The 15,656-nt window shown below is 54.5% G+C and carries 13 protein-coding genes; 7 read left to right on the top strand and 6 right to left on the bottom strand.

All coding sequences use genetic code 11. The features are described from left to right. Positions 1–186: 186 nt before the first annotated feature. From mgrA to ACYVJQ_RS06100, 3 genes are all read right to left on the bottom strand, one after another. On the bottom strand, positions 187–1,182 hold the full coding sequence (gene mgrA, locus ACYVJQ_RS06110; RefSeq protein WP_460892181.1) for an L-glyceraldehyde 3-phosphate reductase: 996 nt from the start codon (positions 1,180–1,182) through the stop codon (positions 187–189). A 32-nt stretch (positions 1,183–1,214) separates the two neighbouring features. Further along, the gene (locus tag ACYVJQ_RS06105) at positions 1,215–3,509 is read right to left on the bottom strand and encodes a GH92 family glycosyl hydrolase (RefSeq protein ID WP_460892180.1); all 2,295 of its coding nucleotides are present in this window, start codon (positions 3,507–3,509) and stop codon (positions 1,215–1,217) included. A gap of 224 nt (positions 3,510–3,733) precedes the next feature. Beyond that, positions 3,734–4,585, bottom strand: a complete 852-nt coding sequence (locus ACYVJQ_RS06100) for a dienelactone hydrolase family protein (protein WP_460892179.1) — start codon at positions 4,583–4,585, stop codon at positions 3,734–3,736. A 382-nt stretch (positions 4,586–4,967) separates the two neighbouring features. Here ACYVJQ_RS06100 and ACYVJQ_RS06095 point away from each other — a divergent pair, with 382 nt between their 5' ends. Beyond that, positions 4,968–5,645 (top strand): type 1 glutamine amidotransferase domain-containing protein, encoded by a 678-nt coding sequence (locus ACYVJQ_RS06095; RefSeq protein WP_460892178.1) that lies wholly within the window; start codon positions 4,968–4,970, stop codon positions 5,643–5,645. A gap of 267 nt (positions 5,646–5,912) precedes the next feature. Here ACYVJQ_RS06095 and ACYVJQ_RS06090 read toward each other — a convergent pair whose 3' ends face one another. Next, the gene (locus tag ACYVJQ_RS06090; RefSeq protein ID WP_460892177.1) at positions 5,913–6,851 is read right to left on the bottom strand and encodes an NADP-dependent oxidoreductase; all 939 of its coding nucleotides are present in this window, start codon (positions 6,849–6,851) and stop codon (positions 5,913–5,915) included. Positions 6,852–7,148: 297 nt separating this feature from the next. Between ACYVJQ_RS06090 and ACYVJQ_RS06085 the strand changes: the two genes are divergently transcribed. The 3 genes from ACYVJQ_RS06085 to ACYVJQ_RS06075 all read left to right on the top strand — a co-directional run bounded on the left by ACYVJQ_RS06085 (position 7,149) and on the right by ACYVJQ_RS06075 (position 10,928). After that, the gene (locus ACYVJQ_RS06085) at positions 7,149–8,609 is read left to right on the top strand and encodes an aminoacyl-histidine dipeptidase (protein ID WP_460892176.1); all 1,461 of its coding nucleotides are present in this window, start codon (positions 7,149–7,151) and stop codon (positions 8,607–8,609) included. A gap of 879 nt (positions 8,610–9,488) precedes the next feature. Further along, on the top strand, positions 9,489–10,547 hold the full coding sequence (locus ACYVJQ_RS06080) for a J domain-containing protein (RefSeq protein WP_460892175.1): 1,059 nt from the start codon (positions 9,489–9,491) through the stop codon (positions 10,545–10,547). Between the two features lie 183 nt (positions 10,548–10,730). After that, entirely contained in the window at positions 10,731–10,928 is a 198-nt protein-coding gene (locus ACYVJQ_RS06075; protein WP_460892174.1) for a CsbD family protein, read from the top strand. Positions 10,929–11,055: 127 nt separating this feature from the next. Here ACYVJQ_RS06075 and arsC read toward each other — a convergent pair whose 3' ends face one another. After that, positions 11,056–11,439, bottom strand: a complete 384-nt coding sequence (gene arsC, locus ACYVJQ_RS06070; protein WP_460892173.1) for an arsenate reductase (glutaredoxin) — start codon at positions 11,437–11,439, stop codon at positions 11,056–11,058. Between the two features lie 251 nt (positions 11,440–11,690). Here arsC and ACYVJQ_RS06065 point away from each other — a divergent pair, with 251 nt between their 5' ends. The 3 genes from ACYVJQ_RS06065 (at position 11,691) to ACYVJQ_RS06055 (ending at position 13,749) form a co-directional block, all read left to right on the top strand. After that, complete coding sequence (locus ACYVJQ_RS06065) at positions 11,691–12,113, top strand: hypothetical protein (RefSeq protein ID WP_460892172.1); 423 nt, start codon at positions 11,691–11,693, stop codon at positions 12,111–12,113. Positions 12,114–12,661: 548 nt separating this feature from the next. Continuing rightward, positions 12,662–13,174: an RNA polymerase sigma factor gene (locus tag ACYVJQ_RS06060; protein ID WP_460892171.1), complete on the top strand. Its 513-nt coding sequence runs from the start codon at positions 12,662–12,664 to the stop codon at positions 13,172–13,174. After that, on the top strand, positions 13,168–13,749 hold the full coding sequence (locus ACYVJQ_RS06055) for a hypothetical protein (RefSeq protein WP_460892170.1): 582 nt from the start codon (positions 13,168–13,170) through the stop codon (positions 13,747–13,749). The genes ACYVJQ_RS06060 and ACYVJQ_RS06055 overlap by 7 nt, the downstream gene beginning before the upstream one ends. 86 nt (positions 13,750–13,835) lie before the next feature. On the opposite strand, the gene ACYVJQ_RS06050 is transcribed toward ACYVJQ_RS06055, so the two are convergent. Next, on the bottom strand, positions 13,836–15,425 hold the full coding sequence (locus ACYVJQ_RS06050) for a M20/M25/M40 family metallo-hydrolase (protein ID WP_460892169.1): 1,590 nt from the start codon (positions 15,423–15,425) through the stop codon (positions 13,836–13,838). Between the last annotated feature and the right edge of the window lie 231 nt (positions 15,426–15,656).

Below are 15,656 nucleotides of genomic sequence, written 5' to 3'. Positions count from 1 at the left end.
TAAGGACGGGGACGGGTAAACGGTAGGTCATATCAAAGACACGGGAAAGGATTTGTTGGGAATTACTTCTGGCTTTGCTAGACCAGGAAGCTATTTTCCGTTTCGGGCCTGTTTTCCAGAAAACAGGCCCGAAACGGAAGCTTTCATGTAAACTAACATCCAGGGCAATAGTGCAAGGCCACGCCTTTAGCTAGTCTGCAGAATGGTTTCAATCTGGGCCAGTTCCTCTGCGCTGAACTTGGTGTTTTTCATGCCTTTGAGCGAATCTGCCAGCTGCGCGGGGGAGCTGGCGCCAATGAGTACCGAGGTCACGCGGGGGTCTTTGAGCAGCCAGGCCAGCGCCATCTGGGCCAGGCTCTGGCCCCGGCCTTCAGCCAGGTTATTTAGCTTTGTGATTTGGACCAGCTTCTCTTCCGTGATATCCCCTTCTTTCAGGAAACCGTGGGGCTTAGCAGCGCGGGAGCCTTCCGGAATGCCTTTGAGGTACTTGTTGGTGAGCAGGCCCTGCGCCAGCGGCGAGAACGGGATGCAGCCTACGCCCTCCTGCTCCAGCAGGTCCAGCAGCCCATCTTCCACCCCGCGCACGAACATAGAGTACTTGGGCTGGTGGATAAGGCAGGGCGTGCCCAGGTCCTTCAGGATTTGAATGGCGCGGGTAGCCTCGGGCACCTCGTAGTTGGAGAGGCCTACGTAGAGCGCCTTGCCCTGCCGCACGATCAGGTCCAGGGCCGTCATGGTTTCCTCCAGGGGGGTGTTGGGGTCTGGGCGGTGGTGGTAGAAAATATCCACGTAGTCCAGGTGCATGCGTTTAAGGCTCTGGTCCAGGCTGGAGACCAGGTTCTTTTTGGAGCCCCACTCGCCGTAAGGCCCGTCCCACATCCGGTAGCCGGCCTTGGTGGAGATGATGAGCTCATCGCGGTAGCCCCGGAAATCCTGGTGCAGGATCTTGCCGAAGTTCTCTTCGGCGGAGCCAGGCGGCGGACCATAGTTGTTGGCCAGGTCAAAGTGGGTGACGCCGGCGTCAAAGGCATCATGCAGGATCTGGCGCGAATTCTCCAGCACGTCTACGTGCCCGAAATTGTGCCACAGCCCCAGAGACAGGGCCGGCAATTTTATGCCGCTGTTACCGGAGCGGCGGTATTCCATCTCACTGTAGCGCGCGGGCGAAGGAGTATAAGGCATAGGTTGAAGTATAAAAGTCTTGGGATTACAGGTTATTTGCGGGGTTTGGCGCTCATGTAAAAGGTGAGTTTTCCGCCGTTGGCCAGGTCTGTATGGTTCAGGAAGGGTTGGGCCAGGGTCTTGCCGTTGAGCTCCACTTTCTGCACAAACACGTTTTTATCGCTTTGGTTTTTGGCCTCAATGGTAAACGTTTTGCCGTTTTCCAACTGCACTGTGGCTTCCTTCACCACCGGACTACCCAACGCGTACTGACCAGAACCCGGGGCCACGGGGTAAAACCCGAGGGAGCTGAACAGGTACCAGGCGCTCATCTGGCCGCAGTCATCGTTGCCTCCCAGGCCGTCTGGGGTGGGTTGGTACTGCTTTTTGAGGATCATGCGTACGCGTTCCTGGGTTTTCCAGGGCTGGTTGGTCCAGTTGTAGAGGTAGGCCACGTGGTGGGCGGGCTCGTTGCCGTGCACGTAGTTACCAATGATACCCTCGCGGGTGATGTCTTCGGTGTCTTTGAAGAACTCGTCAGGCAGGTGCATGGTGAAAAGCGAGTCCAGGTGGGGTACGAATTTCCGGTTTCCGCCCATGGCCTGGATCATCTCCTGCGGGGCGTGCGGCACATAAAGGCTGTAGTTCCAGGCATTGCCTTCAATGAAGCCCTGGTTGTGGGTGCTGAGCACGTCAAACTCCTTTTTGAAGGTACCGTCGCTGAGCTTGGGACGCATGTAACCGATGCGGGTGTCATACACATTTTTCCAGTTCTGGGCCCGGCGGCTGAATTCCTGGAACACGTCCTGGCGGTTCAGCTTCTGGGCGATCTGGGCAATGCACCAATCGTCATAGGCGTATTCCAGCGTCTTGGATACCGAGGAACCGTTCTTGTCTTCGGGTACGAAGCCCAGTTGCATGTAGTACTGCAGGCCGTCATAGTAGCCCTGCCGGGCGGTGGCCACGCAGGCGTCCAGGGCACGGTTGGCATTGCCTTGGTAAGTGCCCTTGATGATGGCATCTGCTATCACTGACACGCTGTGGTAACCAATCATGCACCAGTTCTCATTGGCGTGGTGAGACCACACGGGCAGCATGTTGTGCACGCTCTGGTCATAGTGCGCCAGCATGGATTCCACCATATCGGCGTTGCGTTTGGGCTGCACGATGTTGAACCAGGGGTGCAGGGCGCGGTAGGTATCCCAGAGCGAGAAGGTGGTGTAGTTGGTAAAGCCTTTGGCCTGGTGGTTGTTCTGGTCCAGGCCACGGTACTGGCCGTCTACGTCCTGGTAGGTGGTAGGGCCCAGAAAGGTGTGGTAGAGGGCGGTGTAGAAGTTGATGTAGTCGTCTTTGGTGGGGAGCACGGCGCGTACCTTGCCCAGCTCCTGGTTCCACTGGGCCTGGCTCTCCTGTTTTACTTTCTCAAAATCCCAGTGCGGAATCTCAGCGCGCATGTTGGCCAGCGCCCCAGCAGTGCTCACCGGCGAGAGCGCGAATTTCACCTTGAGCATCTCCCCTTCCTGGGTCTTGAAATCAAAGTAGGCGCGCAGCTGCTTGCCGGCCATCTCGGGGAAGTTCTTGGTTTGGTCAAACTTCCGCCAGAAGCCTTTGTAGACCTGCGCCTTAGAGTAATCTTTGTTGCCGTAGCTGGTAAACGGTTTGGAAAACGACATGGCAAAGTACACGGTGCGAGTTCTGGCCCAGCCATTGGTCTGACGGTAGCCGGTGATGAGCGTGTCATTCTCAATGCGCAGGAAAGTCCACGTGTTTTTATCCTCGTAATTGTAGATGCCGTGCATGAGGTCCAGAATCACGTGTGCCTCGTCAGATTTAGGGAAGGTGTACTGGTGCATGCCCACGCGGTTAGTGGCGGTGAGCTCCGCCATGATGTTATGGTCGTCCAGTTTCACGCGGTAGTAGGCGGGCTCGGCGCGCTCATTGTTATGAGAGAATTTGGAGCGGTAGCCGGTCTCGGGCTTGTCTTCGGTGCCGGGGTTCAGCTGCAGTTTGCCGGTGGTGGGCATGAGCAGGAAATCCCCCAGATCTGAGTGGCCGGTGCCCGAAAAATGCGTGTGGCTGAAGCCCACGATGGTGGGATCGTCATACTGGTAACCGGCGCAGTACTTGTAGACGTCTTTGTTGTACTTACCGCCCATCTCATAGGGAATGGTGTCGGTATCCGGGCTAAGCTGCACCATGCCAAACGGCGCCGTGGCCCCCGGGTAGGTATGGCCCATCTTGTGCGTACCAATCATCGGGTTTACCCACCGCACCAGATCAAAGGGCGGTTTCTGCGCGAAGGCGGAAAGGTGGCAAAGAAGGAAGAGGGACAGCAGTAGCTTTTTCATGGGCGCGGGAGACAAGCCAAGTAAGATCAAGGTAACTAAAGCCCCAAAGATAAGAGAGATTTCAAAAGCGGAAAGGGGTTTGCGTTTTAGGGCCGTTTTTGGAAAAACGGCTCTAAAACGAAGCCTTCCTTTCTTCCCAGGCATAACGCGCCAAAAGGAGGAAAGGAAGGCAACATATTTTATTCCAACGTAGATAAGCCAGAAGAAAGGCCAATGATTATTCGCTACTTCAGCTTCCTATTAAACAATTCAAGCGTGCGGTCCCAGGCCAGTTTGGCAACCGCCTCATTATAGCGGGTGGGCGAGGTATTGTTGTTGAAGGCGTGATTAGCGCCCTCGTAGACGTAGAGTTGGTACTTGACGTTGCTGGCTTTTAGGGCCTGCTCAAAGGCCGGGATGCCGGCGTTCACGCGCTCGTCCAGGCCGCCATAGTGCAGGAGAAGTTCGGCTTTGATCTTGGGTACGTCGGTGGCGTCTGGCTGCCGGCCGTAGTAGGCCACGGCAGCGTCCAGGTCAGGGGAATGGATGGCCAGTTGGTTGGCCAAGGCGCCACCCCAGCAGAAGCCTACGCAGCCGGTCTTGCCGTTGCCGTTCTTGTGGTTCTTCAGGTAGTCCAGACCATTTAGGAAGTTCTGCAGATTTTGCTTGGCGTCCAGTTTGGAGAATAGTTCGCGGGCCTGGTCTTCATTGGTGGGCGTGCCCCCAAACGGCGACAATGCGTCTGGCGCCAGCGCCAGGAAACCGGCCTGCGCCACCCGTAGGGCCACGTCTTTGATGTGCGGGTTGAGGCCGCGGTTCTCATGGATGACCAGCACCGCGCCTAGCTTCTTGCCCTCGGGCCGCGCCTGGAACGCCTTCATGGTTACGCTGTCTGCCCCGGGGTAAGTCACATCTTCGGCCTTGATGTCTTTGTCGAACACGGTAGCCGCGTGGGCGTAGTTGTTTTCCAGCATGGGCAGCAAGGCCATAGCCAGGGTAAGGCTGCCGGTGATCTTGGCTAACCGGCCCAGAAACTCCTTGCGGGTAAGCGGGGCATGGGTGTATTCGTCAAAGAGATTAATGATGCGCTGGTCCATTGTCTTATTTTATAAAGCCAAAGTACTAAACCGAAACCATAATTCCCATTCTGTCTTTCCAGATTTCTAAACCACCGGATTAATTAAACAGTAGTCTCTATAGCGCTTTTAGTCGCTGCTATTGTTCATTTCACCAGGTTCATTTCAGTTGTTTTTGGGCTACTTTTCCAAAAACAGCCTTAAAACAGTACATCTTCCCTCATGGGTGGTTTCCTTTAGGTAAGCCTTCTATTAAGCCTCTTGACTCATTCTATCTCCACGGAGACCGTATAAGGAGAAAGCCTTTGCAGAAAATTGCCCGTTAGGGCGTAATCCAAAGGCCAAGGCCCAGTTGCGGCTACACTAAGCATTAATGAACTAATTACCAGACACATCACACCCTATGAACGTATTATTTGTATTAACCTCCCATGACCAATTAGGCGATACCGGCAAGAAAACCGGCTTCTGGATTGAAGAATTCGCGGCACCCTATTACGTGATGGCAGACGCGGGGGTAAACGTGACGCTGGCCTCACCCAAGGGCGGACAGCCACCCATTGACCCCAAAAGCGCCGAGCCAGACGCCCAGACCGAAGCCACCAAGCGATTTAATGAAGACAAGGCCCTGCAAGAGAAACTGGCCAACACCCATAAATTAAGCGACGTGAAAGCCGAGGACTATGACGCGATCTTCTACCCCGGCGGCCACGGCCCACTATGGGACCTCACCAACGACCGCGACTCCATTGCGCTCATTGAGGCTTTTACCAAACAAAATAAACCCGTGGCGGCCGTTTGCCATGGCCCTGCCGTACTCACCCAAGCAAAGGGACCCAACGGCGAGGCGCTGGTGAAAGGCAAGAAAGTGACCGGCTTCACCAATACAGAGGAAGAGGCCGTGCAACTTACCAACGTAGTGCCGTTCTTGCTGGAAGATAAATTAAAGGAACTGGGCGGCGACTACTCCAAAGGCCCAGACTGGGGCTCTTACACCGTGAAAGACGGCTTATTGCTTACCGGCCAGAACCCCGGCTCCTCAGAAGAAGCCGCGCGTGAATTGCTCAAAATGCTGAAGTAATTTTTATTTCGGTTTTATAAAGAAGCCTGGTCTTTTGGTAGATCAGGCTTCTTTGTTTTATAGGAAAACGCTTTTGCGGCTTACGCCGCACTGAAGTTGAAAACTTCAGGTCAAGGATAGCTCCAAGTTTAATACTTGAACCAGAGTAAGAGGAAAGTTAAAGGCTGTGTTTTGAGGCCGTTTTTCAAAAAACAGGACCAAAACAGTTTTTCCTCAATAAAAAAAGGCCAAGCTCACCTCATCCCTCTCCCCACTAACAACCAACAACTAAACACTGATCACTATTTTGCCAGTGGTGTGGTGGGTGGCAATCTGCTGGAGGGCTTCTGCGGTTTGGTCTAGGGTGTAGGTGCCGCTTACGTGTACTTTCAGTTTTCCGGCTTCGGCTAAGGCCCGCAGTTCTTCCAGTTGGAGGGCATTGGGTTCCACAAACACGTATTTAAAGTTGATGCTTTTGTCCAGGCCTTCACCCTGGTGCAGAATGGAGACCAGGGTGCCACCTGGCTTCAGCGCGGCCAAGCTTTGTCGCAGGGTTTCGCCGCTGGCGCAGTCAAAGATCAGGTCCACGCCCTGGGGGAAGAGTTGTTTCAGGGCTTCGCCGATGTTGGTGCCGTTGTAATCCAGGGTATGGTCTGCACCAAGGTCTATCATGAAGCCGTGGTTTTTCTGGCTGGCCACGCCAATAACCGTTGCCCCTTTTTCTTTGGCCAACTGAATACCCAGGCTACCCACCCCACCCGAGGCACCCAAGATTAACACGGTCTGGCCCGCCTGCAAATTTCCCGCGTCAAACAAAGACTGATAGGCCGTCAAGCCCACCAAGGGAATGCCGGCCGCTTCTTCAAACGAGTGGCTTTTCGGTTTGTGCGCCAGGTAGCTTTCCGGGATAACCAGGTACTCCGCGAAGGTGCCCCACTGCACGGTGGGCCGGCGGGCATAGGCGTACACCTCATCGCCTACCTGGAACCGGCGCGCCGAAAAGCCCCGCTCCTCTACCACTCCAGCCACATCCCAGCCCGGTATGGTAGGGAAACCATTGGGAAGAAACTGACTTAGGTACCCGGCCATAACGGCGTTGTCAACGGGGTTTACCGCGGCCGCCTTTATACGCACCAACACCTCGCCCTCGCCTACCGCGGGAACGTTCAATTGGCCAACTATAATCTTATCTGTGTCACCAAACTCCTTGTAAAAAGCGGCTTTCATTTGTTTTGCCATAGTTGTTCTTGTATTAGATGTACAAACCTTGAATTCCTTTTTTACTCTTTTAAGTAAAGGAGGTTCGCGCAGAGGCATCTATTTTGTTACCCCAATTCCGGCGGTAAACAGGCTGTGAGAGGGCCGTTCTTGTAAAAAGAAAAGAGAAAACCAAGGTGGTTTTCCTAAACCCGCTCCCTTGGTAGTCCGTTTGGTTTAGTACCTTTACCCCCACCATTACTAGCCCTAACCGCCCATTTCGCGCAGCACCCAAGGCTTGCGCCGGGCTTAACAGCAGGAGATTGTATGAGCACCCCAATTGAAACATTAGAACCCAAGGCCCTCTGGCAAAATTTTGCGGCGCTGAATGCCGTACCACGTCCGTCTAAAAAAGAAGAGCGGGTTATCAAGTTTATCCAGGACTTCGGCAATAGCCAGGGCTTTGACACCCGCACCGATGATGTGGGCAACGTGATCATCCGGAAGCCGGCTACCCCGGGCATGGAAGACCGCCAGACGGTGGTGCTGCAAAGCCACCTGGACATGGTGCACCAGAAAAACGCCGACACCAATTTTGACTTCCTGAGCAAGGGCATTGACATGTACGTAGACGGTGACTGGGTAAAAGCCAAAGGCACCACCCTGGGCGCCGATAACGGTATTGGCGTGGCTACTATGATGGCCTTGCTGGTCTCTAAAGACATTGCGCACCCGGCTTTGGAATGCCTCTTCACCATTGACGAGGAAACCGGCATGACCGGCGCCATGGGCCTTAAAGGGGGCCTTCTCAACGGCACTATCATGCTCAACCTGGACACCGAAGATGACCGCGAACTCACCATTGGTTGCGCCGGCGGCATAGACGTCACCGCCACCGGTTCTTATAACCAGGAGAACGTGCCTTTTGATTTTGTGGGGTACCGCGTAGGCATTACCGGGCTTACCGGCGGCCACTCAGGCATGGACATTCACCGGGGCCGGGCCAACGCCAACAAGCTCATGAACCGCATTCTGTTTCAGGCTACCCAGCAGTTTAGTGTGCGCCTGCATAGCATTGATGGCGGCAGCCTGCGCAACGCCATTCCGCGGGAGTCTTTTGCCGAGATTGCGGTACCAGAAGCCAAAGCCGAAATATTCCAGGCGTTTCTGGCCAAAGAGGCCGAGATCCTGAAGGCCGAATATGCACTCACCGACCCCAACCTGCAACTGCAGGCCGAAAACATTGACCTGCCCTCACAGGCCATTTCCTATGACTTCCAGAACCAGTTGTTGCGGGCCTTGTATGCGTGCCCCAACGGCATTCACCGCATGAGCCCGGCCATTGAGGGACTGGTGCAGACGTCTAACAACCTGGCGCGCGTAGAGGTGAAAGAAGGTACTTACTCCATTCAGTGCCTGACCCGTTCCTCGGTAGATTCTGAGAAAATGGACCTGGCCCAGGCTATCCAGAGCACCTTTGAGCTGGCTGGTGCCGGCGTGACCCAGAAGGGCTCTTACCCGGGCTGGACGCCCAAACCAGATTCAGCCATTGTGCAGACCATGAGCCGCATTTACCGTGAGTTGTTCCAGGAGGCCCCGCACGTGAATGCTTGCCATGCCGGCCTTGAGTGCGGTATTCTGGGCACCCATTACCCCAATATGGAAATGATCTCCTTCGGGCCCACTATTACCGGCGCGCACTCCCCAGACGAAAAAGTACAGATCAGCTCCGTACAGAAATACTGGGGCTTCCTGCTGGAAACCCTGAAACAGATTCCAGCGGCGTAAGTCGGCTTCGCCGAGTCCTGAGTCTTGAGTTCTGAGTCCTGAGTTGATCTGGCCGAGTAGTCATCCCCCTACCCCATTCAAAGGGGGACGAGGAAGAAGGCAATGCGTGTGGACAGGTCAAGCCCTGTCCCTACACCGAATGCTTTGGGTTGTGCGTAGAGTTAGCGGCAGCGCTCTACGCACTGGAGGGACAGCCAATCTCCCGATTGGCGTGGAGGGGAAGAGTTATCTGCTGATGTAAACACCCCCCTTCGCCCCCCTCAAGGGGGGAGTCTGCGCTTAGTAAAGGATTATGCGTATTGAGGCTGTTTTTAGAAAAACGTGCCCAAAACCCAGTAGGGCAGTCCCTTCTCCCCGAGGGAGAAGGTTAGGATGAGGGGGAATGTCTCAAACTAGAAATACCTGTGCGCTTAAACAACCGCGGCCCCTCACCCTAACTCTCTCCCATGGGGAGAGGGGATACCGCTATCATACGCATTGCTCAATTCCAGTCTTTACTTCGAGCGCCTCGCTTGTGGCCCTGCAGGGGCTTGGCTAAGAGAGAAAGGCAACTCGGCCGCAAGGGCAGTGCGAGGGGGAAAGACGGGGCCCCGCGGCCGTGAGCGCTCGGAGGGCGAAGATGAAACAACCAAGCATAAGGACTTAAGGCGACAGCCAACACCACGCCAGCAGCAGGCGGGAATGCGTGCACAAGGCAGTTGCAAGGTGAGAGGCAGTATTGGTCGTTGGTGAGAACACCAACAACGGCAAAAGAAGCAACAACAGAACCACGCCAGCAGGAAGCAGGAAGGCGTGCACTAAAGCAATCTGCATTCTCACACCAGCAAAAGAAAAAGCCCTCGGCAAAAAATCATACACTTAGCCTACCCCCTTACCTTCATGTCAACTCCACCCAAACCGCAAGTCCCGCAAATCACCCCGAGGACAGAATCTACCCTCTCCCAGCTGCAAGCCCAATTCAACGCCAGTATACAGACTATTGATGTTTTGAAGGCGCAGGTAGCGGAGCAGGAGCAGATAGCGGAGCAGGCGCGGGTACGGGTGCAGAAAGAGGTGCAGCCGCTGGTGCGGGAAATGGTAGCCCGGCGGGTGGATTTGGTGCATCTGCTGGACCAGGCCTATCAAGAGCAGGATTTGTCTAGGTTGGAACAGGAAAGCTTGGCGGCCTTTATCAAAACCCAGGCCCAAACCCTGGTGCACCATTATGAGGCCCAGGAAGTAGCCGAGGTCCTCCACCGGTATGAAACCCCTATCCCTGTTCCCCCGCCCAAAGGAGCCCAGAAAGAAACCCAACAGCTTTTAAAGGACGTGCTGGGCGTAGACTTTAACCCCGAGGATTTTTCTGACCTGGCCGCGTTCCAGGCCAGGCTAGACCAGCAAATGCAGGAGGAACAGGACAAGCGCGAGGCCCAGCGGACCAACCGCCAGAAAGCCAAGGCCCAGCAGAGTCAGGCGGCCAAGGTGAAGGTAGAACTGGAGAGCATCAGCAAGGCTAGCCGGCGGTTGTATACCACCCTGGCCAAACTGCTTCACCCAGACAAGGAAATGGACCCCACTGCCCGCCTCTGGAAAGAGGAAGCCATGAAGCAAGTGACCATTGCCTACCACCATGACGATTTCTTTGAGCTGCTCAGGCTGCAGATGGAATTCATGCACGAACAGGAGCATGTGCTGCAGGCCGTGCCCGAAGAACAGTTGCACTATTACGTGCGCTTACTTCAGGAGCAGATACAGGAACTGGAAGAAAAACGGAGCAGCTACTTTATTGGCCCGCAGGCAGAGCTTCTAAGAGGATTCGGCGGCACGCCCAAGCAAATGGACGCCAAGTTCAGGAGTGCCAAGAAAGGGTTGAAAGAAGAAATAAGGCAGATTGAATATGCCCTACAGGATTTTAAAGACCCGCGGGCGCTGCGCGATTTTCTGAAAGGCCTGAAATAGGCTTACCATCCTTCAACACACTTATAATCAACATCTTACAGCAACCATCTAAAAAGAGCCAGTTGACTACTTTGTTAGGGCTAAAAAATTAGCGTTTTTTTTAGCAAATGGGGCCTTTCTCCTTCAACCTTGGGCCAAGTCGTGCGTATATCGGGGTATACCTATATCTAACCATATACATAGATGAGCACTCACGAAGGAGAATATAGAGCCCGCGGCAACTGGAATGAAGTCAAAGGCAAAATGAAGATGGCCTACGGTGACCTCACCGAAGACGATCTGACCTACGAAGAAGGACAGGAAGACAAATGGCTGGGTAAACTGCAGCAAAAGCTGGGCAAAACCGAGTCTGAGATTAAATCCTGGCTCCGGTCCCTCTAGAAGATAAGCGTTAATTTCAATTACAGTGAATCCCCGCTCAGCCTGTTCGGTAGAGGGGGATTTCTGCTTTATAGCCTTTTGGGGTTTGGCACTTCTTCGCCTAAAAAAGGCTAAGCCTTCTGTGCGCTTACAGAATAGTCAATACGTTTTCGGGCGGACGGCCAATCACGGCCTTGTCGCCGTTGACTATAATAGGGCGTTCAATGAGAATAGGGTTTTCTACCAACACCTGCAGCCATTGGTCTTGGGTAAGGTGCTGCCCTTCATACACTTCTTTGTAAAGCTTCTCCCCTTTTCTGATTAGGTCTTCGGGGCCCATTTTTAGCTTTTCAAGCACGGCCTGTAATTCTTCTTTGGTGGGGGTTTCCAACAGGTAAGGTACCACTTGAAAGGGTTGCCCGGCCTGTTCCAGCAGGTCTAGCGCCTGTCGGCTTTTGCTGCACCGGGAATTATGGTAGATGGTGATCATGTGGGTAGCGTTTAGTGCGGTAAGGTACGGAGAAGCAGCCATTTAGGGCAACCTTGTATTGGCCTCCTGAGAAAAGAGCCCGAATAAGTTGCCTGGCTTTCTGCCTGATTGAACACGTGTAAGGTATACATTTTTCTATAAAAGGAGTATAAGGACAAATATATCCGGGTACTTAAGAGCCCCTTGTCTGGGCCTAAAAGTAGGATAGGTCATTCAGGTTTTATTATGTCAGCACCCTTCGCCATGCGCACACATTCCATGTAAAGGTTTATTCTACCTCTATCTGTACGGCCATGAATCTTATATCTTCTTCCTTGGCAAGCAACCGATTTTATGAGATTGTGCTTTACCCGCAGGCAGGCATTCTGGGCATAGGGTGGCACCAGCCGCCCAGTTCGCCAGAGTACGAGAAAGGAACGGCTGCCCTGCTGGAAGCCATACAGATTTACAAGGTCAAAAAATTATACTCAGACAATAGCCGCCGCGGCAACCCCATGCCCCAGGACCTGGTCTGGCTGGCCCACCAGGTGGTACCCTTTCTCTGTGAGGAAACCATTAAGCAGCTGGCGGTGATAGTGCCAGAAAACCCTTTGCACGCCCGCAACCTGGAATGTTGCCTCATGACGGCCCCCGCCTGCTATGACCTCCAGTTTTTCCAATGTCCCCAAGAGGCACTCTCCTGGCTACAAGCGCCCACCTCCGCTTTGAAGCAGTAACCTGCAAAACACCATTTCTTGAGGCACTAAAACGAGGTGTCTTAAGATAAGGGGCAGCGGGCGCAGATTCTTGCCGTTCTGCCAAAGAGTACGAGTGGTTGAAATGCGTTTCAGGGCCGTTTTTTGAAAAACAGGCTTAAAACGGATATGACACTCGTAGGAGCTGCGCGCACGACCAGGTCTTTGGAACCGGCGCTTTCTGAGGTGTAGCGGCGTTACACCGTAACGCCGTGGTTCTATGCAACAGGAACGCCTCTTTAGAAACAGGCCTTTCTTCACAGCAGCAGGCAGTCTTTGCCACCGCAGATAGTAGAAATTTGAAACAATCCTGCTACGTAGCACCACGGCGTTACAGGGTAGCTACTCTACAGACCAAATACCGTACGATCTTTCCGGTACCCACTAAAAACTGCTTTTTATCCCTCAAACCCTGCCGCTAACCCTAGTGCACAGCAGGAAAAAAACGACTGGCATAAAAAAATGGGGAAGGTTTGTCATATTTCGCGGGGAGCAGGCACTAACTAGATGAACCGGCTCTACCCACGCCCATGCAAACGCCCCTGGAAACCCTTTTTCTGCAGTTACTGCAATCTAACAAAGACCGCATGTTTAGAATATGCCGGTCTTACGCCCCAGACCACCAGGCGGCGCAAGACCTGTTTCAGGAAACGGTGCTGCAGCTCTGGAAGGCGTTGCCCGGGTTTAGGGGCGAGGCGCAGGTGCAGACGTGGGTGTACCGCGTTACCTTGAACGTATGCCTGCAAGCCCGGCTGCGCCACCAGAAAGACCAGAGACGCACCAAATCCCTGGGCGACAGCCTCCAGTTTCTGGAACTTCCCCAGGAAGCCCCAGACCCCTACACCGAAGAACGGTTGCAGGCGCTACACGCCTGTATTCAGAAACTGAATGAGTCTGATCGCTCGCTGGTGCTGCTGTACCTGGAAGACTTGCCCTACAAAGAGATAGCCAGCGTGACCGGCCTTTCTGAAAACCACGTGGCGGTAAAAATGAAACGCATCAGAGAAAAACTTTTCACCTGTTTAAGCCCAGCCCTATGCTAGACCAAGACCTTAAAAACCTTTGGCAGAACTCCCCCTCGCGGGAAAGTATTCACGTGAACCAAACCCTGTTGCTGCAGCAGGTAAACCAGGAGGCAGACGCCCTGGCCAGGAAAATAAAAATCCGGGACCGCCTGGAGATAGGCGTAGCCCTGGTCATGATGCCCTTGTTTGGGGTGGTGGCCTGGTTTATTCCGTTTGCCTTGACCAAGCTGGGCGCTGCGCTGGTGGTGGTGTGGTGCGGTTGGGTGGTGTCCAAATTACGCAAGGCCCGGCGCCACGGCACCCAAGACCCCTCTTTGCCTCTGGACCAGTTTCTGCTGCAGTACCGGGGGTATTTGCAGCGCCAGGTACAGCTGCTCAAAGGCGTGCTGTATTGGTACCTGTTGCCGTTTAGCGGGTGCATGCTCCTTTTCTTTGCCGGTTTCCCGCTGGGGGCCCGCCAGCTTTTGGGTCCGGGGGCGGTTGTGCTGGCAATGAATGTGCTGGTGTATTTCCTGAACAAACTGGCCGTGCAAAAAGAACTGCAACCGCAGCTAGACAAGGTGAACCAGACTTTGGCGGCTCTGGAGAAATAGGCGGCCGGCCAATAAAAAAGCCAGGGACAGGCCCTGGCTTTTTAGAAATCCATAAGAAAGAAAGCACGGCATGCGCCTGCTGGGGGTTAGTCCAGGCCGCCTTTGCGGGTGGGGCTGCGTTGTTCGGGCCATTTCATGGGCTCGCCGGTGGTGGTGTTCACGGGAAGCACAATTTTTTCGCGGGGCGTTTTGGCGGGGTCTTCGCTGGCCATGTAGGCCAGAATAGCGGTAAGAATGGCGTTGTTGCGCACGTCATCAAACACTACTTTGTCATAGGTGTCGCGGTTGGTGTGCCAGGTATAGGTGCCGTATGCCCAGCTAAGCGAGCTTAAAGAGAAAGCCGGAGCCCCGGCGGCCACAAAAGAGGCGTGGTCTGAACCTCCGCCGCCCGGCATACCCGGGAACGTAGTTTGGATGTGCTCTCTAATGTTGTTGGGTACCGGCGCCAGCCAGCGGGTAATGTACTCATACGAATTCAAGAAGCCCTGGCCCGAGATGTTGGCCACCCGACCGGTGCCGTTGTCCTGGTTGAAGAGGGCCTGCAGGTTCTGTACAATCTGGGGGTGGTCTTCAACAAAGGCGCGCGACCCGTTCAAGCCCTGCTCCTCGCTGCCCCAGTGACCCACCAGAATGGTACGTTTGGGGTTGGGGTACACTTTCTTGAGAATGCGCATGGCCTCCATCATGACAATAGTGCCGGTGCCGTTGTCGGTGGCGCCAGAGCCGCCATCCCAGGAGTCAAAGTGCGCCGAGAGCAGTACGTATTCATTGGGTTTCTCAGAGCCTTTGATCTCTGCAATGGTGTTAAAAGCCGGGGCTACGCCGGTTTCCTTGGCTTCAGCGCGCACGCTTATTTTAGGTTTGTGGCCTGACTGGGTGAGGCGGTACACCAGGCCATAATCTTCCAGGGAAATATCTACGGTAGGTATTTTCTTGGTGTAGGCACTAAAGATCTTGTTCACGCCAAAGCCCGAGGACCAGTTAGACATGACCACGCCGGCGGCTCCGGCTTTCTCCAGGGCCACGGGCAGGGTGCGGGCGGTGTGCCCGGTTTTGGCCAGCCGCTGGCGCCAGGCCTCTGTCTGGGCGGTGCGCTGGGTTTTCATTTTCTCAAAAGAGGCTGGCGTGGCAAACTCCTGCCAGTTATAGTCTGGCCGGCCGGTGGGCTGCAGCATAGAAATGAGCACAAACTTGCCTTTCACGCTGGGCAGCCACTTTTGGAACGCTATGGAATCAGAGACATCGGGGAGAAGAATGGTTTCGGCGGTGACGCCTTTGCCTTTGGTACCGGGGCTCCAGGCTAGTTGCATGCCTTCCAGGGATTTTACGCGGGGGTACACCATGTCTATGTGGGATACGCCGCGTTGCCAGCCACGCCACTCGCCCCAATTTTCGCGGCGGGCGGCAATGCCCCAGCCTTTGTATTTCTCAATGGCCCAGTCGCTGGCCTGCAGCATCTGGGGCGAACCCACCAGACGGGGGCCAATGACATCTAGCAGCTCATGCGCCATGGGCTCCAGCTGCGAGTTTTGGGTGGCTTCTTTGATAATGCTGTCTACTACCGGGTTCTTGATTTGGGCCGAAACCAGCGGGGAGGCCAACAGGAGACCAGCTACTAGAAAACCCGAAAGGTGATGGGCCGAACGGGTGCGTACAAAGGTGGAGATACTTTTCATGCCTCTAATTTAGGAAAGCACCCCTAAATTGAAAGCCGCGGGCCCTAAAAACCAGCAGAAAAGGCGTTTCTGGTGGCAACCCGAAGCTTCTGCTGCCTGCGCTTAGAGGTGGTTTATAGCCGCTGCCCTGCCTACCTCCCTGAAACGAGAAATGCGTTTTAGGCCTGTTTTTGAGAAAACGGCCTTAAAACGCATTTCTTTATTCCCTCCCCGGCTCAGGGGCGGCCCTGC

The sequence above is a fragment of the Rufibacter soli genome (assembly GCF_054781795.1).
This window is presented reverse-complemented; position numbering and strand designations above follow the sequence as displayed.